The organism is Clostridium sp. HCS.1, assembly GCF_047900555.1.
Taxonomy (GTDB): domain Bacteria; phylum Bacillota; class Clostridia; order Clostridiales; family Clostridiaceae; genus Clostridium.
Window position 1 is genome coordinate 3,332,942 of the sequence record NZ_CP170704.1, and the last position, 22,096, is coordinate 3,355,037.

Consider the following 22,096-nt stretch of genomic DNA (forward strand, 5'->3'; position numbering starts at 1 on the left):
ATTATATATTGTTAGTATGTTATGAATATCACCGGTGTTCCGATAACCAAATATTTTCCTTCATCATATGTCATAAAAGAAAAATTAATTTTACTTCCATCTATTAATTTCCCCTTTGAAACTTTTCCATTTAAAATATCTAGTTCTTCAATAGTTTTTTCATCTATATTGCTCCTTAGTAAATCTAAAATATTCTGCTTTTCTTCCTCTATTATTTTTACCTTTACAAACTCAAAATATTTTATATTTTTATCTGCAAAACTTCGAATTTGTTCTAATTCTTTCTTTAATTGGACAGTAGTAATATCACTATTATTGTTTATATAAGTAATTTGAACCTTTGTATCTCTTTTATTGCTCCATACTATTGCTCTAATTTCCATAGAATCTTCATTTATAGAAATAGTATTACTATCAATATTAACTTTTACTTTATATTGTTTTTCAAAATTATTTTTTAATTTAAGTATCTCATCTTCTGTGCTAACTTTTGTACTATACTCTAATCTAACTCCGTTTTCTATAAAAGTTCCATAGTTAATAATTTTATCTTCTAAAAAATAAAAATCATCTGAAATTAATTCAGATTTTACTGGAACCGTACCAATAATTAATAAAACAAAGGTTAATATAGGTAGTACTCTTAAATACTTTTTCATAATTCCCCCTACCTTTCTTTTATGATTATTGTCCAGTTTTTTTCTTTTTATTCAAAAATAATAGTCATAATATAATATATAAAATTAGTTGAAATTTGTGATTAATTGTCAATACTTAAAAATTTTATACAAGCTACATTTATAATTATTGTCTTATATTTAATTAAATAAATCTTAATTAACTACTAGTTTTTAATTAATACTATTATAAATATAGCTTGTTCAGGAATTACACGAAAAATTCCATTTCATATAAATTTATAAAATATAATTTTAATTATTTAAATTTTTATAATAAAATTTAAAAATAAAAAAACTCCTTGCGGAGTTTCTAAAATTAATCTTCTATATTGTCAAATAGGAGCTATCTAACAGCTCCTATTTACTAATTATATTAGTTATTGATATCTAAAGTCTTAATTCTTGCATTTGCTCTTGCTAATGCTCTCTTAGCTCTTTCTATATCGATATTTTTCTTTTCATTTAATCTTTTTTCAGCTCTTTCCTTTGATTGTAAGGCTCTTGTTCTATCAATATCTGATGATATTTCTGCTGAGTCACAACAAAACTTAAGCTCATTATCCTTTATATATACTATTCCAGAAGCTGTAAAAAGATTATTTTTACTTGAACCATTAATTATTGTTGTGGTTGTTGGAATTGTACTAATAATTGCAGGAGCATGATTAGATTTGAATTCAATCTGCCCATCAATAGTAGATGTTATTACTGCTTCTCCTTCAAATTCTAAGGGACTCTTTCCTGGAGAAATAATAGTTATTTTAAAAATATTATTCATACCCACATCCCCTATTCTAAGGTTTTAGCTTTTTCTATAACTTCTTCTATAGTTCCTGCAAAAAGGAAGGCTGATTCTGGTAAATTATCATATTTACCTTCTAATATTTCTTTAAATCCTCTTACTGTTTCTTTTACTGGAACATATCTTCCTTGCATTCCTGTAAATTGTTCTGCAACAGTGAAAGGTTGAGATAAGAATCTTTGAACTCTTCTAGCTCTTGCAACTACTTTCTTATCATCATCAGATAATTCATCAACACCTAAAATTGCAATTATATCTTGTAATTCCTTATATCTTTCAAGTATATTCTTAACTTCAGTAGCAACATCATAATGTTCTCTACCTACTACTCTTGGATCTAATATTCTTGAATTAGATTCAAGAGGATCTACAGCTGGATATATACCAAGTTCAGCAATGCTTCTTGATAAAACTGTTGTGGCATCAAGGTGAGTAAATGTTGTAGCTGGTGCTGGGTCAGTTAAGTCATCAGCTGGAACATATACTGCTTGAACAGATGTAATAGATCCATTCTTTGTTGATGTAATTCTTTCTTGAAGGGCTCCCATTTCAGTTGCTAGAGTAGGTTGATAACCAACAGCTGAAGGAATTCTTCCAAGTAAAGCAGATACTTCAGAACCAGCTTGTGTAAATCTAAATATATTATCTATAAATAATAACACGTCTTGGCCTTGATCTCTAAAGTATTCAGCCATAGTTAATCCAGTTAATGAAACTCTCATTCTAGCTCCAGGAGATTCATTCATTTGACCGAATACTAGGGCAGTTTTATCTATAACTCCAGATTCCTTCATTTCATAGTATAAATCATTACCTTCTCTTGATCTTTCACCAACACCTGTAAATACAGAAAGACCACCATGTTGTTTTGCTATATTATTAATTAATTCTTGTATTAAAACTGTCTTTCCAACTCCAGCTCCACCAAATAGACCTATTTTTCCCCCTCTTTGATAAGGTGCTAAAAGATCTATTACCTTTATTCCTGTTTCAAACATTTCAGGTTCTAAGGATTGTTCTTTAAAACTTGGTGCTGGTCTATGAATTGGATACATTTCTTTTATTTCTACGTCTCCAGCATTATCAATAGGATGACCTAGAACATTAAATACTCTTCCTAGTACTTCTTTTCCTACAGGAACAGAAATACATCTTCCCATGTCTAGAGCCTTCATACCTCTTTTTAATCCATCTGTTGATTCCATAGCTATAGTTCTAACTATATCGTCACCCATATGCTGTTCAACTTCAACTATTAACTCTTTATCCCCCATATCTATTCTAATTTCATTATAGATATTAGGTAAAGAATCTGAATCAAATTTTATATCTACTACAGGTCCAATTACTTGAACTACCTTTCCTACTTTTCCAGGCACAGTAATCCCTCCTTACTATTTTTGAGCTTCTGCCCCTCCTACAATTTCTGATATTTCTTGAGTTATCATTCCTTGTCTAATTCTATTATACTTAAGGTTTAATGAATGCAGGATATCATTGGCATTTTGTGTTGCTCCATCCATAGCAGTCATTCTAGCGCTTTGTTCACTAACCTTAGAATGTAGCATAGCTCTTCTTATTTTACACTTGAAATATATATTTAAACTAGAATTTAAAACCTCTTCTAAACTAGGCTCAATTAAGAATTGTTCTGAACTTTCACTTTTTATTTCTAATGGAAATAACTTTTCAATTTTCACTTCTTGCTTTACAGGAGATTTAAATTCAGTAAATACTAAATTAACTTCGCCAACTTCACCATTTTGAAACATAAATACTGCGTCGTCATATATAGCCCTTACTTCTTTAATCGTTGGAATATCTGGAATTTCTATATACTCTTTTACAGTATCAAGCCCATATTTTCTAACATATGAAATCCCTTTACTTCCAACTACTACTATTCTAGCTGAAGCTTTATTATCAATAACCTCATTTAGAGTATTAACAACATTTCCATTAAATCCTCCACAAAGGCCTGTGTCTGAAGTCATAACAATATATAACTTATCTAAATCATTAGAACTTGTATTAAAGAAGGAACTTTCGTAATCTTCTGGTAGTGAGGATATTAATTTATTTACTATTTCTTCAGATAAATTGTAATAATCCTCACTACTATTCAACTCTTTCCTTACTTTTCTAAGTTTAGAAGTGGCTACAACATTCATAGCTTTTGTTATTTTTCTTGTACTTTCAACTGACTTTATTCTTCTTTTTATTTCTATAAGTCCTGCTGATCCCAAGATTCCACCTCCTAAAGAATTGGAGCTGCCTTTTAGACAGCTAATTTAATTATTTAGTTTAAAAAACTCCTAAAGGAGTTTTTTCTCAATTCTTAATTTTACATTCTTCATTTTTCATTATAAAGTTATGCATCTTGTAAGAATATCTTTTTAAATTCAACAATAGAGTTATCTAATTCTCTCTTAATCTCATCGTTTAAAACTTTGCCTTCACATATTCTCTTTAATAAATCTCTATTGTGAGTATCCATATATTCTAAAAGTTCTCTTTCAAACTTTCTAACTTCATTTACTTTAATATCTGATAACAAATCATTAACTACAGCATAAAGAATTGCAATTTGTTTTTCTACAGCCATAGGTGAATATTGATCTTGCTTTAATACTTCTACTAATCTCTTACCTTTTTCTAATCTCTTCTTAGAATCTTTATCTAAATCTGATCCAAATTGAGCAAAGGATTCAAGTTCTCTATATTGAGCTAATTCTAATCTTAAAGTTCCTGAAACTTGTTTCATTGCTTTAATTTGTGCATTTCCTCCAACTCTTGATACAGATATACCAGCATTTACTGCAGGTCTTTGTCCTGAATGGAATAAATCTGACTCTAAGAATATTTGACCATCTGTAATTGAAATAACATTTGTTGGTATATATGCAGTTACGTCACCAGCAAGTGTTTCAATTATTGGAAGTGCTGTTAATGATCCTCCTCCATTCTCCTTAGATAGCTTTGCAGCTCTTTCTAAAAGTCTTGAATGAATATAGAATACATCTCCAGGATAAGCTTCTCTGCCTGGTGGTCTTCTAAGTAATAGTGACATAGTTCTATAAGCTACTGCATGCTTAGAAAGATCATCATATATTATAAGTACGTCTTTCCCTTGATGCATAAAGTATTCACCCATACTACATCCTGCATAAGGTGCTAAATATTGAAGTGGAGCTGATTCTGATGCTGTTCCACTTACAACTATTGAATAGTCTAAGGCACCAAATTCTTCTAAGGTATTTACTATATTTGCAACTGTTGATTGTTTTTGTCCAATAGCAACATATATACAAATTACATCTTTTCCTTTTTGATTTAATATAGCATCTATTGCTATAGCTGTTTTACCTGTTTGTCTATCACCTATTATAAGTTCTCTTTGGCCCTTTCCTATAGGTATCATAGAATCTATTGCCTTTATACCTGTTTGCAATGGTTCATTTACAGAACTTCTATCAATAATACTTGGTGCTGGAACTTCTATAGGTCTATAACCAGAATTAATTATTGGCCCCTTTCCATCTATAGGTTCACCAAGAGAATTTACTACTCTTCCAAGTAAAGCTTCACCTACAGGCACTTCTACTATTTTATTAGTTCTTTTTACTATATCTCCTTCTCTAATGCCTTCTTCTGATCCTAAAAGAACACAACCTACATTATCTTGTTCTAGGTTTAATGCCATACCGAAAACATTATTTGGAAATTCTAACAATTCACCTTCCATACAATCATCTAATCCATATACTCTAGCTATACCATCACCAATTTGTATAATAGTTCCTGAGTCTACTGTTTTTATTTCTTTTTCATATCTTTCTATTTCTCTTTTAATTATGGAAGTTATTTCTTCAGGCTTAATATTCATACCTTCACCTCTATTCTGTTTTAAGCATTAATTCTTTTAGATCATCTAACTTAGATTTTACTGTTCCATCTATAACATCATTATTAATTCTAACGTATATTCCACCTAGAATTTTTTCATCAATAACTTGTTCTAAGACTATATTCTTTTTGTACTTATCCTCTAAGGTCGATATTAGATTACTAAACTCTTTTTCAGTTAATGGAATGGTAGTCTTAACTATGCCTTTTAGCGTATTCTTTCTTTCAAGATCTATCTTTTCCATTTCTACTAATTTTTCTTTTAAGTATAGTATTCTATCCTTTTCAATAAGAATTAATAAAAATGATAATAATTCTTCATCTATATGACCTTTAAAAATATTTATAAAGGTCCTTTTTTTCTTCTTTGTACTAATTTGAGGGTGCTTGATTACTTCATAGAAATCTTTATTTGTTTCTATAAGATTACATATTTCATGTAAATCTTCTAGATATTGTTGAACTTTACCTTTTTCCTCTGCTACCTCATATAAGGCTAGAGCATACCTACGGTCTAAATATTCATACATTATGAATTACCTACCTTAGTTATAAATTCTCCAATTAATTCTCTATTTTTTTCTTCATCAATATTCTTTTCTATAACCTTTTTAGAAAGTTCAATAGCTAAGTCTATAGCTTCCCTCTTTAACTTATCTTCAACTTTTTCTTTTTCTCTATTAATCTCAACCTTAGCTCTCTCTATAATTATCTTAGCTTCTTGTTGTGCTTCGCTAACTATTTCGTCATAAACTTTTTCAGCTTTTTGTTTATGCCTTTCTGTAATTAATTTTCCTTCTTCTCTAGCATTTTTTAACATTCTTTCATTTTCTATAGCTATCATTCTAGCTTTTTCAGCTTCTTCATCAGCATAATCTAATTTATCATTTATAAGATTTTCTCTCTCATCGATAATCGCTTGAACTTTTTCAAAGAAGAAGTACTTCAAAATTGCAAATAGTATAATAAAGTTAATTATAGTTGCAATAAGGGTGCTAGGGTTTATTTCCATTAACATATATAATCGCCTCCCTTTTGGAGTACTAAGGTACTATTTTACTCCAACGAATATTAAAAGGATTGATACTAATAAACCATATATAGCTGTTGCTTCTGCGAATGCTGCTCCAAGCATTAATGCAGTTGTTATCTTTCCACTAGCTTCTGGTTGTCTTGCTATTCCTTCAACAGCCTTTCCTGTTGCATTTCCTATTGCAATTGCTGCTCCTATCCCTACTAATACAGCTATTGCTGCTCCTAATGCTCTCATTGATAATTCCATAATAAAATCCTCCTTAAAATAAATACATTTTATATTTTAAAATAATAAACTTTTTTTCGTGATTAATGTTCCATATGACTTGAGTGTTCTGCTGTCATTTTTATATTTATCATGGTTAACATAATAAATATAACCATTTGTATACCACCATCAAATATGTCAAAGTAGGCATGTAATGGTACTGGTATTGCCAATTGTGCTACGAATCCTAGATGTCCTAATGCCTCATAACATAATTCGACTAAAAAAGTTGCGGCAAGTATATTACCAAATAGTCTCAGTGCTAAGGAAACTGGAAGCATTATTCTTTCCAAAATATTAATTGGTGTAATTATTGCAATAGGTAGGGTATACCCTACAAAATAGCTCTTTAGTCCATATTTTCTTATGGTGTAATATTGAACCATATAGAAAGTTACTAAAGCCATTCCTACTGTTACACTAAAACTTTTGGTTGGAACTGGTAGTCCAAATAAGCCAGTTAAATTCATAAATAATAAGAATACGGCTAGACTACCAATGAAAGGAATAATATCCAAAAATTCTTCTCCCATATTAGCTGTGACTACATTTTTTAATGTAGTATAAATATACTCTACTACCACTTGCTTTTTATTAGGTCTAAGTTTTAAATTTCTAGTTGCCCATATTGCAATAGCAGCAATAATAATTATTATTATCCATTGCATTACTATTTCTGGAACTATATCAATTTTTATGGGTCCAACATTGAATGACCATAATGGTTTCAGTGGTTCCACCTAATCACTTCCTTTCTCCTTCTTTAACCAATAAATTACGACTAATAAAAAATGGGTTAAATATCCTGAAATATAGGATAAAAGTTGTATTAAATTATTTAAAAATGGTAATGCTATTAAAATAATAGCAATTATTCTAAATACATAACTTAGTGGTAATAATATCTTTTTATCCTTTAACAAGGAATATTCAATAACTAGTCCATTAACGGATGTGTTAATTAAAGAAATCATTAACCCAAGAAAAAATATAAGAGCCACTTTTAAATTAAAGAATAGAGATAATATAAGTACAAAAATGAAACCAGCTATTAAATCATACTTTATCATATTCGAAATAGTATTTTTCATTTCTCTACTCATTTTATCTTCACTCCCAACTAACTCTTGTTATTATATTACTCTAAAATAATTAATGAAAACCTTAAATAAGTTTATTTAACAGATTATTACTTGATTTTACATTATTATAAGAATTTATATCTGATTTGCTTAAGTAAATTCATTTTTTTTCCTATTATCTTTAAATATAGCTTAAATTTGTCCTCTCCATTCATTTTTCTGAAAATTTATTCAAAATTTTATTTTTTACTCTCCTTTTGATAACATTTTCATATTTTTTTATTAATTTTATTTTTGCTTGATTTTATAAAAAAATACATTGTTTATATTATTAAAATTTATTTTTTTATTTGACAAATGCATAATTCATTAATAGTTTATTCATTTTTATTTTATATTTATTTTTATTATTCTCTAAAACAAATTATATAATTCATAAAATTTAAAATGCCCTCGATTATTCGAGGGCATTTACATTTAAATAAATCTATTCTCTTTCAACTATAAGCGCAGTTCCCATTCCTCCACCTATACATAAAGTTGCTAAACCTTTTTTAGCATCTCTTTTTTGCATTTCATGAAGTAATGTAACTAATATTCTTGCACCTGATGCTCCAACTGGATGACCTAATGCAATAGCTCCTCCATTTACATTAACCTTATCCATATTAAAGTTTAAATCTTTTGCAACAGCTAAACTTTGAGATGCAAAAGCTTCATTTGCTTCTATTAAATCTAGGTCTTCTACCTTTAAGTTTGCTACTTCTAATGCCTTCTTTGTAGCGTGGAATGGTCCATATCCCATAATTGCAGGATCTAATCCCTTTTGACCATAAGATACAATCTTAGCTAATGGAGTTATTCCTAATTCTTTTGCTTTTTCTGCACTCATAACAACAAATGCTGCTGCCCCATCATTAATACCTGATGCATTACCAGCTGTAACAGTACCATCTTTTATAAATGCAGGTTTTAATTTAGCTAAACCTTCTATCTTTGAACCAAATCTTGGGAATTCATCGGTATCAAATACCTTTGGTTCTCCTTTTCTTTGTGGAATAACAACTGGAACTATTTCTTCTTTAAACTTTCCAGCTTTAATAGCAGCTTCCGCCTTTAATTGAGAATTTAATGCAAACTCATCTTGTTCTTCTCTGCTTAAATTCCATTGTTTAGCGATATTCTCTGCAGTAACACCCATATGGTAGTTATTAAATGCATCCATTAATGCATCATTAAGCATTGCATCTACCATTTTTCCATCGCCCATTCTTTGACCCCATCTGGATGTCTTTAATAAGTATGGAGCTTGAGACATATTTTCTGCTCCTCCAGCAATAATAATATCAGCATCACCGGCTTTAATCATTTGAGCTGCTAATGAAACAGTTCTAAGTCCTGAACCACAAACCATATTAATTGTCATGGCAGGAACTTCTACAGGTAGTCCAGCCTTAATAGTTGCTTGTCTAGCTATATTTTGTCCAAGACCAGCTTGTATTACATTGCCCATCAAAACTTCTTCAACTAATTCACCTTTTATTCCTGCTCTATTTACAGCTTCTTTTATAACTAAGGCTCCTAAATCCACTGCTGAAACATCCTTTAATGAACCACCAAATGAACCGACTGGAGTTCTCACAGCACTCGCAATTACAACTTCCCTCATATTCACATCTCCTTTAATTTAATCTTATGAATTGTCAAACAATTAACACAATTAAATTATACCACTTTGTCCCTTTTATTCAACCCAATTATTTTAATTATTTTATTTTTTACTTATCTAATAAACTCTTCAATCTCTATATTGCTTATTCCAAAATAGTTTTCTATAATATCTACAATTCTTTTTGATGCATAACCATCCCCATATGGATTAGCTGCTTTACTCATTTTTAAGTATTGATTTTCATCTCTTATTAAGGAATTAGCTTCACTTACTATCTTTTCTATATCTGTTCCAACTAATTTTACTGTTCCATATTCTACTGCTTCTGGTCTTTCTGTAACGTCTCTTAATACAAGAACTGGTTTTCCTAAGTGAGGGGCTTCCTCTTGTAATCCACCAGAATCAGTCATTACCATAAAGCACTTATTCATTAAATTATGAGTTTCATTAGTATCTAATGGAGAAAGTAAATGTATTCTCTCTTTATTTCCTAACTTCTTTGTAACTACATCTTTTACAACTGGGTTAAGATGTACTAAATATACTAATTCAACATCTTTATTTTCTTCAACTATTTTATTTAAGGCATCACATATATTTTCTATTCCTTCTCCCCAGTTTTCTCTTCTGTGAGCAGTTATCATAATTACTTTTTTATTTTCAAAATCTATTTTATTTAATAATTCATTTTCAAATTTATAGTTTTCTTTAACAGTATGACTCATAGCATCTATAACAGTATTTCCAGTTATAAATACATCACTTTCTTTAACACCTTCTCTTAAAAGATTTGCTTTGGAGCCTTTTGTAGGGGCAAAATGTAAATCTGCTAGAGACCCTGTAAGTTTTCTATTCATTTCTTCTGGGAAAGGAAAATACTTATCAAAAGTTCTAAGCCCAGCTTCTACATGACCTACTTTTATTTGTTGATAAAAAGCTGCTAAAGCTCCTGAAAAAGTAGTTGTTGTATCACCATGGACTAATATCATATCTGGTTTTTCTTTAGTAAAGACTTCCTCTAATCCTTCTAATACTTTGTTAGTTATTCCAGTTAATGTTTGTTTACTTTTCATTATATTTAAGTCAAAATCTGGTGTTATATCAAATAATTCCAAAACCTGATCTAACATTTCTCTATGTTGAGCTGTAACACAAACTTTAGATTCAATTCCTTCTCTTTTTTCAAGTTCTTTTACTAAAGGAGCCATTTTTATTGCTTCAGGCCTTGTTCCAAATATCGTTATTATTTTTTTCTTTTCCATTTAAGGTTCCTCCCAATATATTGTACATATTAATAATTATATATTTATTATCTTATACATCTAATTTCATTATACACATTATGTATTAAATAAACAAATATACAGCTTTTATAAGTTAAAGAAAAAAACCCCTTTCTAGTATAATCCCCTTATGGTAGACAAATATAAAAAGACCTTTATAATTAGGTTAAATATTTGTTTACTATGGAGGGGATTGTTTATGAGTAAGGTTCAAAAAAAATATACAAAAGAAACTAAATTAAAAGCAGTTGATATGTATTTAAATAAACATATAGGAGCAAATACAATTGCAAAGGAATTAGGTTTAAGTGAAAAAAAGAGGGTTTATGATTGGGTAAAAAAATATCAAGCTGAAGGTGATAAAGCTTTCGATATTGAAAATAGAGGTAAAAAATCTAAAATTCAAGCTAATGGCTCACGGAAAGGGCGACCAAAGACTAAATTTTCATCAATAGAAGAAGAAGTTGAGTATTTAAGAATGGAGAATGAATTCCTAAAAAAATTGCAAGCTCTGATAAAAGAATAAAGCGAATTAATATCTACAAAATTATATTTTTATTATCAGAGCGATATTGTATTTCTCGCCTTTGCCTATTGGCAAAAGTAGCGCGTAGCTCCTATTATAAGTGGCTTAAACGTAAGGATATAGTTACAGAAAAGGATATCCAAGATAGAATAATTAAGAGCCATATACTAGATATACATAATAAATACAGAGGAACTTATGGAAGAAAGAGAATATGCATTTATCTTAATAATATATTAGGAATTGAAATCAATCATAAGCGTGTATATAGACTAATGAATGAAATGAATATAAAAGCTGTTATACGTAAAAAAGTATATAAGCATAAGTTTAAACCTGCATCAGTAGCGAAGAATATATTGAATAGAGACTTTGCAGCAATTAGACCGTTAACGAAGTTATGCATGGATATAACATATATTCCTCTAGATAAATCTAGTCGTCGATTTTTATATTTAAGTGCAGTAAAAGATTTATATAATAATCAAATTATTGCTTATAACATGAGTACTCGAAATGATGTAAAACTAGTTAATGATACATTAGAGCAGCTATATGATCTACAATTGAAAGAAGGATGTATATTGCATACAGATCAAGGATTTCAATATACAAGAAAAGCTTATTGCGATGATTTAAAAAGGCATTGTATTACTCAGTCCATGTCTCGTCGTGGAAACTGTTGGGATAATGCTCCTATTGAAATATTCTTCGGTCATTTAAAATCAGAATTAATATACTTAAGTAAAACACAAGGAGCGGAAAATATAATAAATGAAATCAATGAATATATTTGGTTTTATAACAATGAACGAATACAACTAAAATATGGCATGAGTCCTATTCAATATAAGTCTCATGCCGCATAAAGAGTCTTTTTCCTATTGTCTACTTGACAGGGCCAAGTTTATTCGGAGTTTTTAACTTATTAATTTTATATTTGGAGCTACATAAACATCTTCTTAATGATAAATTATTTAGTTCCGAATAATCTATCTCCTGCATCTCCAAGTCCTGGAACTATATATCCATGTTCATTTAATTTCTCATCTATTCCTGCAACATAAATATCTACATCTGGATGTTGTTTTTGTACAAATTCAATTCCTTCTGGAGAACTAATTAAGCACATAAGTCTTAAATTCTTAGCCCCTCTTTTCTTTAACATAGTTATTGCATCTGCAGCTGAACCACCTGTTGCAAGCATAGGGTCTACTACAATTACATCTCTTTCTGCTATATCTTGAGGCATTTTACAAAAATACTCAACTGGTTGAAGAGTTTCTTCATCTCTATATAATCCTATATGTCCAACTTTTGCTGCTGGTATAAGTTTTAACATACCATCTACCATACCTAAGCCAGCTCTTAATATTGGTACTATTGCTACTTTCTTACCTGAAAGCATCTTGCATTTAGTTTTACAGATTGGAGTTTCTATTTCTACTTCTTCCGTGCTCAAATCTCTAGTTACTTCATATGCCATTAGCATAGAAACTTCCTCTACTAATTCTCTAAAGTCTTTAGCACCTGTATCCTTACTTCTAATAAAAGCTAGTTTGTGTAATATTAATGGGTGATCAATTTGAGTTACTTTACTCATTTAAATTCCTCCTATAGCATTAAAATTTATATTATTTAATATTATTTATTATATTTTTTTTCTATTTCTGAAATTTTATTAATTCTATCTTGGTGTCTTCCGCCTTGAAATTCAGTATTTAAAAATGTATTTACTATATCTAAAGCTAATCCCGGTCCAACTACTCTTTGTCCTAGTGTTAATATATTGGCATCATTATGCTCTCTTGTAGCATGTGCACTAAAAGTATCTGAACATAATGCTGCTCTAATTCCAGGTACTTTATTTGCTGCAATTCCAATACCTATTCCAGTACCACATATTAAAATACCAAAATCATATTCCTTTGCTACTACTGCTTCTGCTACTGGTAATGCATAATCTGGATAATCACAAGAATTATTTGAATTAGTTCCAAAATCCTTAACTTCATATCCTTCTTTTAATAGAAAGTTCTTAATTTCTTCCTTAAGCTCAACGCCTCCATGATCAGAGCCAATTGCTATCTTCTTCATTGCTACTCCTCCCAACTATAATATTATATAAATATGATATATAAACTTTGTTATTAAATATCATACTTAAAAACTAAAGGAAAGAATCTATAAAAATTTTTCATAAGTTTAATTTTATAAATTCCTAGGTTATAAAAAAAAGGGAAAGGTTTCCCCCTCCCTCCCTAATTATACTTCCAATATATTGAAGCCTGCTGCTTTATTTAATCTATTCATTATAGCAAGACCAACTCCCTTTTCTTCAAATGCTTCACATAGAATAAAATCTACATTTAAATCATCGCACTTTCTAAGAGCTTCAAATAAGTTTCTTGCCACTTCATATAGATTCTTTTCACTTCCTAAGGATATTATCTCTCCTAAAGGAAATCTGCTAGATATTTCTTCTGTAGCTAAAATTGCAACTTTTTTTTGATTATCTATATAATTTTGTACTATTTCATTAATTTTTTCAATAGTTTTTTCTTTATTTCCTTTTATTATTTGTAATTTTGCCTTTGGCGCATAATGTCTATACTTCATTCCAGGGGCCTTTGGCTTTAAATTTGCATCAGGTTTTCCTTGTATAGCTTTATCTATATTAATTTCTTTACAAACTTCCCTAAGCATTTCTAATGTTATTCCACCTGGTCTTAATACTACTGGTGGCACAACTGTGCAATCAACTATAGTTGACTCTACTCCAACATCACTTTTTTTCCAGCCAATAATACAATCTACTTTTCCATCTAAATCTTCAATACATCTTTCCACATCTGTTGGACTAGGTCTTCCTGAAATATTGGCAGATGGTGCTGCAATTGGACATCCTGAAAGTTCTATTAACTTTAGTGCAATTTCATTATTTGGCATTCTTATACCAATTGATTCTAAATTAGCACTAGTTCTATTTGGTATTATTTCTTTTTTATTTAAAATTATTGTTAATGGTCCTGGCCAAAATCTTTCTATAAGATCTTTAGCTACCTCTGGCACTTCTTTAACTAATTTATCTATATTTTTAGAAGCTACATGAACTATTAACGGATTATCTTGCGGTCTTCCTTTTGCCTTAAATATCTTATACACAGCATCTTCATTTAAGGCATTTGCCCCAAGCCCATATACAGTTTCTGTAGGGAATGCAACAATTCCTCCATTATATATTATGTCAGCTGCTTCCTTTATGTATTCAATATCTTTATTAACATCGTTAATAATACCTATCTTTGTTTCCAAATAAGATTCCTTCTTTCACATTACATTTATTATAACTCTATTTGTTCTCTAGCTATTTTTATATTTTCTATAGCTGAAGAAGTATAAATTGCTCTTACACAATTCTTATATATAACATCTAATAGCATATACTTCTTTAAAGCTCCCCTTTTTATTACTTGAAAATAATAACTTTCTTCAGGGTTTATTTTTTTAACTTTTATGTATTCTTCTAATGCTTCTGGATATTTTTTCAAAAAGCCTTTAGAAACTGGTTTTAAATATTTATTTCTGAATCTTACTGTACTTATAAGTATTATATCCATTTCTTCTTTATCTTTATCAGTATGAACTACAGCAACTTTATCACATAATATAACTGACTCTTTGAAAAACAATCCACTCCTAAACTTTAGTTTATTGTTATTGCAAGAAAACTTTAAATTATGATAATTCAATTTATTTATACATGCTATTACTATTAAAAGCTCTAAAACTCCTAGATAGAACCATAAAAATATGGATTCTATTTGTGATAAAAAAGCTATTAAAGGAAGACTCAAAAAAAGTATTATCATAAATATAAAGAAGTGCTTTTCTTGCTTTTTCTCCTTCTTCAAGGCCTTTAATATCTTCATTTACTCACCTACTTTAAAAGCCTCACATTTAAAAATGCAAGGCTTTTCTTATTAAATAGCGTCTGTATTACCCATTTGTTTCATCTTTTCAGCTTGATCAGCCGTAATTAGCGCATTTATAACTTCTTCTATATCACCATTTAAAAATGATTCTAATTTATAAAGTGTTAAGCCTATTCTATGATCTGTTACTCTTCCTTGTGGATAGTTATATGTTCTTATTCTTTCACTTCTATCCCCTGAACCTACTTGGCTCTTTCTATCTTCTGCTATACCAGCATTTCTTTCTGCCTCTGCAGCCTCATATAGTCTAGATCTTAAAACTTTCATAGCTTTTTCTTTATTTTTTAATTGCGATTTTTCATCTTGACAGGCAACAACAAGACCACTCGGAATATGAGTAATTCTTACTGCTGAATCTGTTGTATTAACGCACTGTCCTCCATTACCTGAAGATCTATAAACATCTATTCTTAAATCTTTTTCATTGATTTCTATTTCAACATCATCAACTTCTGGTAATACTGCCACTGTTGCAGTAGATGTATGAATTCTACCACTTGATTCTGTGTCTGGAACTCTTTGTACTCTATGTACTCCACTTTCATACTTAAGCTTAGAATATGCTCCAGATCCCTTAATCATAAATACTACTTCTTTAAATCCACCGATGTCTGTTTCATTTGCACTCATAAGCTCAACTGACCATCTTTGAGTTTCTGCATATCTTGTATACATTCTAAAAAGATTAGCTGCAAATAAAGCAGCTTCATCTCCACCTGCACCTGCTCTTATTTCTACAAATACGTTCTTCTCATCGTTAGGATCCTTAGGTAATAATAGTATTTGAATATGCTTTTCTAATTCTGATTCTCTTTCAGTTAGCATTGAAATTTCTTCAGAAAGCATTTCTTTCATTTCTTTATCATTTTCTTCTGCTAACATTTCCTTATTAGCTTCTAAATCATCTATAACTTTTCTATATTCTCTATAAGCTGTAACAATAATTTCTAAATCAGCATGCTCCTTACATAGCTTTCTCCATTCGTTTTGATTAGCCATAATTGAAGGATCTGATATCTTTACAGATAATTCATCATATTTATTTTCTATAAATGCTAATTTATCTAATAACATAAATATCACTCCGTACTTTATTTTTTTACATCTCCCTATTATATCATAAAAGGGTGAACTTTATCAACATTTAAAGTATCCCAGTAAAACTCTGTCTAGCCCTGCTAAATCTTTTACTAGTTTTACATCTGAAAATCCTGCCTCTTCCATTAAAATCCTCACATCTAATCCTTGATCGTGACCAATTTCAAAGGCTAAAACTCCATTTTCATTTAAAGTAAGCTTACTTTCCTCAATAATTCTTCTGTAAAATATTAATCCATCTTCTCCTCCATCTAAAGCTGTGTGAGGCTCATAAAGTTTAACATCATCCATTAAATTCTCTATTTCGCAAGCTTTTATATATGGTGGATTAGATACAATAACATCGTACTTTTTACCTATTTTAATAACTTCTTCCAATAAATCACTTTTTATAAACTTAACTCTATTTTCTAAAGCATGTTTAACTATATTACTTTTAGTAACCTTTTCTGGGATATCAAAGTTATCAATTTCATCTACTTTTATATTTTTTCTATTCATTGCTAAAGATATTCCAATAGCTCCACTTCCTGAACAAAGATCACAAAGATTTATTTCATCATCCTCATTAATAATAGAAAGTATTTCTTCTACAAGTATTTCTGTATCACCTCTTGGAATTAAAACTCCTTCTTCAACATCAAAGTCAATTCCCATGAATTCAGTTTCTCCTAAAATATACTTTATAGGCATCTTTCTACTTCTTTTTTTAATTAATTCTATATATTCTTTTTCATCTTTATCGGAAACTTCTTTTTCCCTATTAGTAATAAGATATATTTTATCTTTTCCTAATACCATACCTAATAATAATTGTGCATCTAACATATAAGTATCTATATTTTGTTCCTTTAGCTCTTTAGAACCAATTTCTAACAGTTCACCTATAGTTTTTTCCTTTAATTTAATTCCTTCTGCACTCATAAGAGCTGCTATTGCAACTTCTAATTGTTCATCATCAGGTTCTTTAGTAGTAAGTTCTTGAAGCTTTAATCCAGGATAAGCTATAATTTTAGATAATATATTATCACTTTTGCCAAGCCATCTTATTAACTCATAAGTTATTCCTGAAACTATTGGAATTAATACTATTCTTAGTAAAAGTCTTTGAAAAAAGCCTCCCCATCCAGTAAAGCTAAATATTATTATACTAACAAACATAATAAGAAATAGAAAATTAGTTCCACATCTTGGATGGAATCTAGCAAATTTCCTAACATTTTCTACTGTTAATTCTTCACCTGCTTCGTAACAAAAAATTGATTTATGCTCAGCTCCATGATATTGAAAAACTCTATAAATGTCTTCCATCTTACTAATTGAATACATATATATAAGTAAAATTGCCATTCTAATTATAGCCTCAATTAGATTTAATAATACTGGATTTAAATTAAGTGCTGCAAATAATGAAGCTATGCCAGTAGGCAATGCAACAAATAATCCAATAGCTAAGGCAAAGGATAAAACCATAGTACCTCCTACTATTAAATCATTGCTTTTATCTCCAAATTTATTTTTTAACCAAAGTTCAAATTTTGATTCTTCTTCATCATCTTCTTCAAAAAAAGAAGCAGAGTAATTTAAAGTATTAATTCCTGTAACTAAAGAATCAATAAGTACAAATATTCCTCTTATAAATGGAATATTTAAAAACTTATATTTCTTAGTTATTGGAACTATTTTCTTCATATCTATTTCTATTTTTCCATCTGGTTTTCTAATCGCAGTAGCTTGACCTTTGCTTCCTCTCATCATAACCCCTTCAATTACAGCTTGGCCCCCTACTTCACACTTTCTCATTTTACCACTCTTTCTAATATAAATTATTTTTATATTTAAAATAACAGTGTCCGCATAAAGATTCATATTCTACATTATCTACATTATCAATAGCCACTTGCTCCCCTTCAAAGACAAATCTGTTATTTATTTTTCTACCATTTAATACAGCTTTTCTTCCACATTTACATATAGTTTTCATTTCTTCTATACTATGTGCTAATAATAATAATCTTGTACTGCCTTCAAAGCCTTGCATTCTAAAGTCTGTTCTAAGTCCATAACAAATTACAGGTATATCTAATACCACAGCTATCTCAAATAAATTATCTATTTGTTCTGACTTTAAGAATTGTACTTCATCCACTAAAATACAATCTATATCACCATTTATTTCTTTATACTTCTTTACCTTTTCTAATATATTGTCTTCCTCATAAATAACAAAATCTACTTCTCTTTCTACACCAAGTCTTGAAACTAATCTTTCTCCACCTTTAGTATCTGTATAAGGTTTAATTAATATAACTTTCATTCCTCTTTCTTCGTAGTTATATGCTACTTGCATAAGGTGTGTTGATTTTCCAGAGTTCATAGCTCCATATCTAAAATATAATTTGCTCATATTTATGTCTCCTTTACATTAGATACATAGATTATAGCATTTTTATTTCTATAAGTAATCAAAAATATTTTTATTATGTATATTCTTGACCATAATATTAAGCTATGATATACTCTAGTAGTTATTTTAGTATTTGAAAGAGGTGAAAAAAATGAGAGAAGGCATACATCCAAAATACAATCACGAAGCTGTAGTTAAGTGTGCATGTGGAAATACTTTTACAACTGGTTCTGTTAAAGATGAACTAAAAGTAGAAATATGCTCTAAATGCCACCCATTCTTCACTGGTAAGCAAAAAATTATTGATGTCGGCGGAAGAGTTGACAAGTTCAATAAGAGATTCAATCTTAACAAATAGAAATTCTGGGAAAGATACTATCTTTCCCATTTTTTCTTTTTATGGAATTAAAAATAGATTTAAATAATAAATATCTTATATATAAGCATTTTTAATAAAATAAGTTCTCCTATAATTTTCTTAATTTTATCTTAGAATTTTTGTTTTTTTACTTTTAACAATAGCATTTATATTATAATATTTATATTGGTATAATTTTATATTTATTATGTTATTTAGAAAAGCGAGTGTTATTTATGAAGAAAATTTTAATACTAACAACTTCCACAGGTGAAGGTCATAATCAAGCAGCAAAATCAATTTCAACTACTTTTGAAAAGTCTGGGTATGAAGTAGTAACTCATGACTTTTTAAAGAAAAACAGTAAAATCTTAACTAAATTATTTATTACAGGATATGAAGTATCTGCTTCTTTTTTTCCTAAAACTTATGGATTTGCTTATAAGTTAACTGATACAAGTTTTACTAATAAACTTTTATCATTTGTATTCTCAATAACTAAAAGAAAAATTAAGAAAATGATAGATTTGACAAAGCCAGATATAATTTTAGTTACTCATCCCTTTGCAGTTAGCATTATGGGGAGCCTTAAAAGGAGTGGCTTAAATATACCAGTAATAGTAGTGGTAACAGACTTTAAAGCTCATGCTACATATATAGATAAGAGTATAGATGCTTATATTACCGCTAGTGAGAATACTAGAATAGATCTTTCAAACAGAGGGATTGACTCTAGAAGAATTTTTTCTTATGGTATTCCAGTTAAGGATGAATTCTTTGATAATGCATTAGATCCTCATTTTACTAAAAATGATGATTATTTTAATATACTCCTAATGAGTGGAAGCATGGGTTTAAAAAATATATCTTATGTATTAAAAGAATTATTAAACAATCCTCATAAACTAAGAATAACTGTAGTTTGTGGTAAAAATGAAAAGCTTAAAGATAATCTATTGAAGGAATATAGTCATTCTATAAAAAATAAAAAACTTCATATATTAGGTTTTTCTAAAGATATAAATTATTTAATGGAATATTCAGATTTGATAATAAGTAAACCTGGTGGATTAACTGTTACTGAAGCAATTAACAAACATCTTCCCATGTTAATACCTTTTGCTATTCCTGGACAAGAAACTCAAAATGTCGAATTTCTAACTTCTAATGGATATGCATTAAATATAGATAACTTATTAGAGATAAATCTTATTATAGATAAGTTAATATCTAATCCTAAGGAATTAGAAAAAATGAGAATGAACTTATCTAAGTTGTCATCATTATATTCTAAACAAAATATAGTTAATTTAGCTGATAAGCTAGTTATCAAAAAATTTTAAGTGTGCTATCCCACAATGAAAAATGAATAATGAAATTTGGAGCTGTTTTACAGCTCCTTTTCTATCTTTTTTCTATTTCACTCTTGTTGAAAATATTAATAAATTCCTTATTATTCTTAGTCTTTGAAAGCATATTTATTAATTTTTCAGTAACATTTTCCACATTTCCATCTCTATACATAACTTTTCTTATTGAATATGCAACTTCTTTTTCTTCATCTGATAAAATTAAATCTTCTTTTCTTGTACCAGATTTATATATATCGATAGCAGGGAAAATTCTTCTTTCTTGTAGTTTTCTATCTAAGTGAACTTCCATATTACCAGTTCCCTTAAATTCTTCAAATATCATATCATCCATTCTAGATCCAGTATCTACTAAAGCTGTTGCTAGAATAGTTAAGCTTCCGCCTTCTTCTATATTTCTTGCTGCTCCAAAGAACTTTTTAGGCATAATTAATGCTCCTGGATCTAATCCACCTGATAAGGTTCTACCAGTTGGAGTTATAGTTAAGTTATAAGCTCTAGAAAGTCTAGTTAAACTATCTAATAATATAACAACATCTTTTCCTTGTTCAACCATTCTCTTTGCTCTTTCTAAAACCATTTGTGATACTTTTGCATGATTTTGAGGTTCTTCATCAAATGTAGAATATATTACATCTCCATTTATTGACCTCTTCATATCTGTTACTTCTTCAGGTCTTTCATCAATTAACAATACTATTAATTTTACTTCCGGATAATTTTTAGATATGTTTTGAGCTACCTTTTTTAATAAAGTAGTTTTTCCCGCTTTAGGAGGTGCTACTATTATACCTCTTTGACCTTTTCCTATTGGACAAATTATATCCATTAATCGTGATGACAAATCATTTTCGTTATTAGTTTCTAAATGAAGTCTTTCTTGTGGATATATTGGTGTTAAAGATTCGAATGACTTTCTTCCTACCGCTCTTTCAGGATTTTCTCCATTTACTTTTTCAACATAAAGTAATGCTTTAAACTTTTCCCCTTCTTTTGATTCTCTAACCTTTCCTTGGACCTCGTCTCCAGTTCTTAAATTAAATCTTCTTATTTGTGATGGGGATACATAAATATCATTTTCACCAGTTTGATAATTGTTACATCTTAAAAATCCAAAACTGTTATTTTCTAAAATTTCCAACACTCCAATGGCAGTATCAGATTCATTTATCATAACCTTTAATCTTTCTCTCTTTTCTTCCCTAAATTCTTCTTTATTGTCATTTACAATATTTGTACTATCTTCATTTTTAACCTTAGGAGTTATTTTTTCTTGTAATATAACGCCATTCTTTTCTATACTTTTAGGAGAGTTATTTAATATCTCTTCTATAAGCTCACTTTTCTTTAATTTACTAATATTCTTTATGTTAAGTTCTTTTGCTATTTCTTTTAACTCTATTAAAGTTTTTTTCTCGTAATTTTCCTTATTCAAAATTACACCTCCATATTTTATTCCTATGTTCTATTTATGGGAGTTATAAGATATCAAGATATGGTTATTAGAATTTATATATGTATTTATATTATGAATTAATACTCTCAATTTATCAAGTTATTTATTATTCTCTCCAAATTATTTAATTTTAATCTCCGAATTATAACTCTAAATCC

The 22,096-nt window shown here is 29.0% G+C and carries 24 protein-coding genes; 4 read left to right on the forward strand and 20 right to left on the reverse strand.

What is annotated here, in order from left to right:
- Positions 1-11 precede the first annotated feature (11 nt).
- From ACFYH6_RS15965 to wecB, 12 genes are all read right to left on the reverse strand, one after another.
- Positions 12-659, reverse strand: a complete 648-nt coding sequence (locus tag ACFYH6_RS15965) for a hypothetical protein (RefSeq protein WP_416179987.1) — start codon at positions 657-659, stop codon at positions 12-14.
- Between the two features lie 394 nt (positions 660-1,053).
- A complete protein-coding gene (locus tag ACFYH6_RS15970; protein WP_416179986.1) occupies positions 1,054-1,458 on the reverse strand; it encodes an ATP synthase delta/epsilon chain alpha-helix domain-containing protein in 405 nt (134 codons plus the stop codon).
- 11 nt (positions 1,459-1,469) lie between these two features.
- Positions 1,470-2,861: a F0F1 ATP synthase subunit beta gene (atpD, locus tag ACFYH6_RS15975; protein WP_316343377.1), complete on the reverse strand. Its 1,392-nt coding sequence runs from the start codon at positions 2,859-2,861 to the stop codon at positions 1,470-1,472.
- A 15-nt stretch (positions 2,862-2,876) separates the two neighbouring features.
- The gene (gene atpG / locus ACFYH6_RS15980; RefSeq protein WP_416179985.1) at positions 2,877-3,728 is read right to left on the reverse strand and encodes an ATP synthase F1 subunit gamma; all 852 of its coding nucleotides are present in this window, start codon (positions 3,726-3,728) and stop codon (positions 2,877-2,879) included.
- 125 nt (positions 3,729-3,853) lie between these two features.
- The gene (gene atpA / locus ACFYH6_RS15985; RefSeq protein ID WP_416179984.1) at positions 3,854-5,368 is read right to left on the reverse strand and encodes a F0F1 ATP synthase subunit alpha; all 1,515 of its coding nucleotides are present in this window, start codon (positions 5,366-5,368) and stop codon (positions 3,854-3,856) included.
- A gap of 10 nt (positions 5,369-5,378) precedes the next feature.
- The gene (locus ACFYH6_RS15990; protein WP_416179983.1) at positions 5,379-5,918 is read right to left on the reverse strand and encodes a F0F1 ATP synthase subunit delta; all 540 of its coding nucleotides are present in this window, start codon (positions 5,916-5,918) and stop codon (positions 5,379-5,381) included.
- Positions 5,918-6,400 carry a F0F1 ATP synthase subunit B gene (locus ACFYH6_RS15995; RefSeq protein ID WP_416180055.1) on the reverse strand — a complete coding sequence of 161 codons (483 nt, stop codon included), beginning with the start codon at positions 6,398-6,400 and terminating at the stop codon, positions 5,918-5,920. Before ACFYH6_RS15995 ends, ACFYH6_RS15990 begins: the two co-directional genes overlap by 1 nt.
- A gap of 39 nt (positions 6,401-6,439) precedes the next feature.
- Positions 6,440-6,670 (reverse strand): ATP synthase F0 subunit C, encoded by a 231-nt coding sequence (atpE, locus tag ACFYH6_RS16000; RefSeq protein WP_136007982.1) that lies wholly within the window; start codon positions 6,668-6,670, stop codon positions 6,440-6,442.
- Between the two features lie 62 nt (positions 6,671-6,732).
- Positions 6,733-7,431, reverse strand: a complete 699-nt coding sequence (locus ACFYH6_RS16005) for a F0F1 ATP synthase subunit A (RefSeq protein ID WP_416179982.1) — start codon at positions 7,429-7,431, stop codon at positions 6,733-6,735.
- Positions 7,432-7,794, reverse strand: a complete 363-nt coding sequence (locus ACFYH6_RS16010; protein WP_316343383.1) for an ATP synthase subunit I — start codon at positions 7,792-7,794, stop codon at positions 7,432-7,434.
- 466 nt (positions 7,795-8,260) lie between these two features.
- The gene (locus tag ACFYH6_RS16015; RefSeq protein WP_316343384.1) at positions 8,261-9,442 is read right to left on the reverse strand and encodes an acetyl-CoA C-acetyltransferase; all 1,182 of its coding nucleotides are present in this window, start codon (positions 9,440-9,442) and stop codon (positions 8,261-8,263) included.
- Positions 9,443-9,555: 113 nt separating this feature from the next.
- Positions 9,556-10,707, reverse strand: coding sequence for a non-hydrolyzing UDP-N-acetylglucosamine 2-epimerase (wecB, locus tag ACFYH6_RS16020; RefSeq protein ID WP_416179981.1), 1,152 nt, complete (start codon positions 10,705-10,707; stop codon positions 9,556-9,558).
- Between the two features lie 220 nt (positions 10,708-10,927).
- Between wecB and ACFYH6_RS16025 the strand changes: the two genes are divergently transcribed.
- Together ACFYH6_RS16025 and ACFYH6_RS16030 are read left to right on the forward strand one after the other, a co-directional pair.
- On the forward strand, positions 10,928-11,254 hold the full coding sequence (locus tag ACFYH6_RS16025; RefSeq protein ID WP_316345662.1) for a transposase: 327 nt from the start codon (positions 10,928-10,930) through the stop codon (positions 11,252-11,254).
- An 11-nt stretch (positions 11,255-11,265) separates the two neighbouring features.
- Positions 11,266-12,123, forward strand: coding sequence for an IS3 family transposase (locus ACFYH6_RS16030; protein WP_416246479.1), 858 nt, complete (start codon positions 11,266-11,268; stop codon positions 12,121-12,123).
- A gap of 104 nt (positions 12,124-12,227) precedes the next feature.
- On the opposite strand, the gene upp is transcribed toward ACFYH6_RS16030, so the two are convergent.
- From upp to ACFYH6_RS16065, 7 genes are all read right to left on the reverse strand, one after another.
- Positions 12,228-12,857, reverse strand: a complete 630-nt coding sequence (upp, locus tag ACFYH6_RS16035) for a uracil phosphoribosyltransferase (RefSeq protein ID WP_316343386.1) — start codon at positions 12,855-12,857, stop codon at positions 12,228-12,230.
- Positions 12,858-12,898: 41 nt separating this feature from the next.
- Positions 12,899-13,351 carry a ribose 5-phosphate isomerase B gene (rpiB, locus tag ACFYH6_RS16040; protein ID WP_316343387.1) on the reverse strand — a complete coding sequence of 151 codons (453 nt, stop codon included), beginning with the start codon at positions 13,349-13,351 and terminating at the stop codon, positions 12,899-12,901.
- Between the two features lie 168 nt (positions 13,352-13,519).
- Positions 13,520-14,569, reverse strand: coding sequence for an L-threonylcarbamoyladenylate synthase (locus ACFYH6_RS16045; RefSeq protein ID WP_416180349.1), 1,050 nt, complete (start codon positions 14,567-14,569; stop codon positions 13,520-13,522).
- A gap of 29 nt (positions 14,570-14,598) precedes the next feature.
- Positions 14,599-15,186, reverse strand: coding sequence for a hypothetical protein (locus ACFYH6_RS16050; protein WP_416180350.1), 588 nt, complete (start codon positions 15,184-15,186; stop codon positions 14,599-14,601).
- 51 nt (positions 15,187-15,237) lie between these two features.
- The gene (gene prfA / locus ACFYH6_RS16055; protein ID WP_316343390.1) at positions 15,238-16,323 is read right to left on the reverse strand and encodes a peptide chain release factor 1; all 1,086 of its coding nucleotides are present in this window, start codon (positions 16,321-16,323) and stop codon (positions 15,238-15,240) included.
- A 63-nt stretch (positions 16,324-16,386) separates the two neighbouring features.
- Positions 16,387-18,150, reverse strand: a complete 1,764-nt coding sequence (prmC, locus tag ACFYH6_RS16060) for a peptide chain release factor N(5)-glutamine methyltransferase (RefSeq protein ID WP_416180351.1) — start codon at positions 18,148-18,150, stop codon at positions 16,387-16,389.
- Between the two features lie 13 nt (positions 18,151-18,163).
- Positions 18,164-18,754 carry a thymidine kinase gene (locus ACFYH6_RS16065; protein WP_416180352.1) on the reverse strand — a complete coding sequence of 197 codons (591 nt, stop codon included), beginning with the start codon at positions 18,752-18,754 and terminating at the stop codon, positions 18,164-18,166.
- A gap of 151 nt (positions 18,755-18,905) precedes the next feature.
- Here ACFYH6_RS16065 and rpmE point away from each other — a divergent pair, with 151 nt between their 5' ends.
- Positions 18,906-19,112, forward strand: coding sequence for a 50S ribosomal protein L31 (rpmE, locus tag ACFYH6_RS16070; RefSeq protein ID WP_008676589.1), 207 nt, complete (start codon positions 18,906-18,908; stop codon positions 19,110-19,112).
- 236 nt (positions 19,113-19,348) lie between these two features.
- On the forward strand, positions 19,349-20,455 hold the full coding sequence (locus ACFYH6_RS16075; RefSeq protein WP_316343393.1) for an MGDG synthase family glycosyltransferase: 1,107 nt from the start codon (positions 19,349-19,351) through the stop codon (positions 20,453-20,455).
- Between the two features lie 61 nt (positions 20,456-20,516).
- On the opposite strand, the gene rho is transcribed toward ACFYH6_RS16075, so the two are convergent.
- Entirely contained in the window at positions 20,517-21,917 is a 1,401-nt protein-coding gene (gene rho / locus ACFYH6_RS16080; protein ID WP_316343394.1) for a transcription termination factor Rho, read from the reverse strand.
- Between the last annotated feature and the right edge of the window lie 179 nt (positions 21,918-22,096).

Coding starts and splice junctions, on each gene's coding strand:
- ACFYH6_RS15965 (WP_416179987.1), bottom strand. CDS start 659: ATGAAAAAGTATTTAAGAGTACTACCTATATTAACCTTTGTTTTATTA.
- ACFYH6_RS15970 (WP_416179986.1), bottom strand. CDS start 1,458: ATGAATAATATTTTTAAAATAACTATTATTTCTCCAGGAAAGAGTCCC.
- atpA (WP_416179984.1), bottom strand. CDS start 5,368: ATGAATATTAAGCCTGAAGAAATAACTTCCATAATTAAAAGAGAAATA.
- ACFYH6_RS15990 (WP_416179983.1), bottom strand. CDS start 5,918: ATGTATGAATATTTAGACCGTAGGTATGCTCTAGCCTTATATGAGGTA.
- ACFYH6_RS15995 (WP_416180055.1), bottom strand. CDS start 6,400: ATGGAAATAAACCCTAGCACCCTTATTGCAACTATAATTAACTTTATT.
- atpE (WP_136007982.1), bottom strand. CDS start 6,670: ATGGAATTATCAATGAGAGCATTAGGAGCAGCAATAGCTGTATTAGTA.
- ACFYH6_RS16010 (WP_316343383.1), bottom strand. CDS start 7,794: ATGAGTAGAGAAATGAAAAATACTATTTCGAATATGATAAAGTATGAT.
- ACFYH6_RS16015 (WP_316343384.1), bottom strand. CDS start 9,442: ATGAGGGAAGTTGTAATTGCGAGTGCTGTGAGAACTCCAGTCGGTTCA.
- wecB (WP_416179981.1), bottom strand. CDS start 10,707: ATGGAAAAGAAAAAAATAATAACGATATTTGGAACAAGGCCTGAAGCA.
- ACFYH6_RS16025 (WP_316345662.1), top strand. CDS start 10,928: ATGAGTAAGGTTCAAAAAAAATATACAAAAGAAACTAAATTAAAAGCA.
- upp (WP_316343386.1), bottom strand. CDS start 12,857: ATGAGTAAAGTAACTCAAATTGATCACCCATTAATATTACACAAACTA.
- rpiB (WP_316343387.1), bottom strand. CDS start 13,351: ATGAAGAAGATAGCAATTGGCTCTGATCATGGAGGCGTTGAGCTTAAG.
- ACFYH6_RS16050 (WP_416180350.1), bottom strand. CDS start 15,186: ATGAAGATATTAAAGGCCTTGAAGAAGGAGAAAAAGCAAGAAAAGCAC.
- prfA (WP_316343390.1), bottom strand. CDS start 16,323: ATGTTATTAGATAAATTAGCATTTATAGAAAATAAATATGATGAATTA.
- prmC (WP_416180351.1), bottom strand. CDS start 18,150: ATGAGAAAGTGTGAAGTAGGGGGCCAAGCTGTAATTGAAGGGGTTATG.
- ACFYH6_RS16065 (WP_416180352.1), bottom strand. CDS start 18,754: ATGAGCAAATTATATTTTAGATATGGAGCTATGAACTCTGGAAAATCA.
- rpmE (WP_008676589.1), top strand. CDS start 18,906: ATGAGAGAAGGCATACATCCAAAATACAATCACGAAGCTGTAGTTAAG.
- ACFYH6_RS16075 (WP_316343393.1), top strand. CDS start 19,349: ATGAAGAAAATTTTAATACTAACAACTTCCACAGGTGAAGGTCATAAT.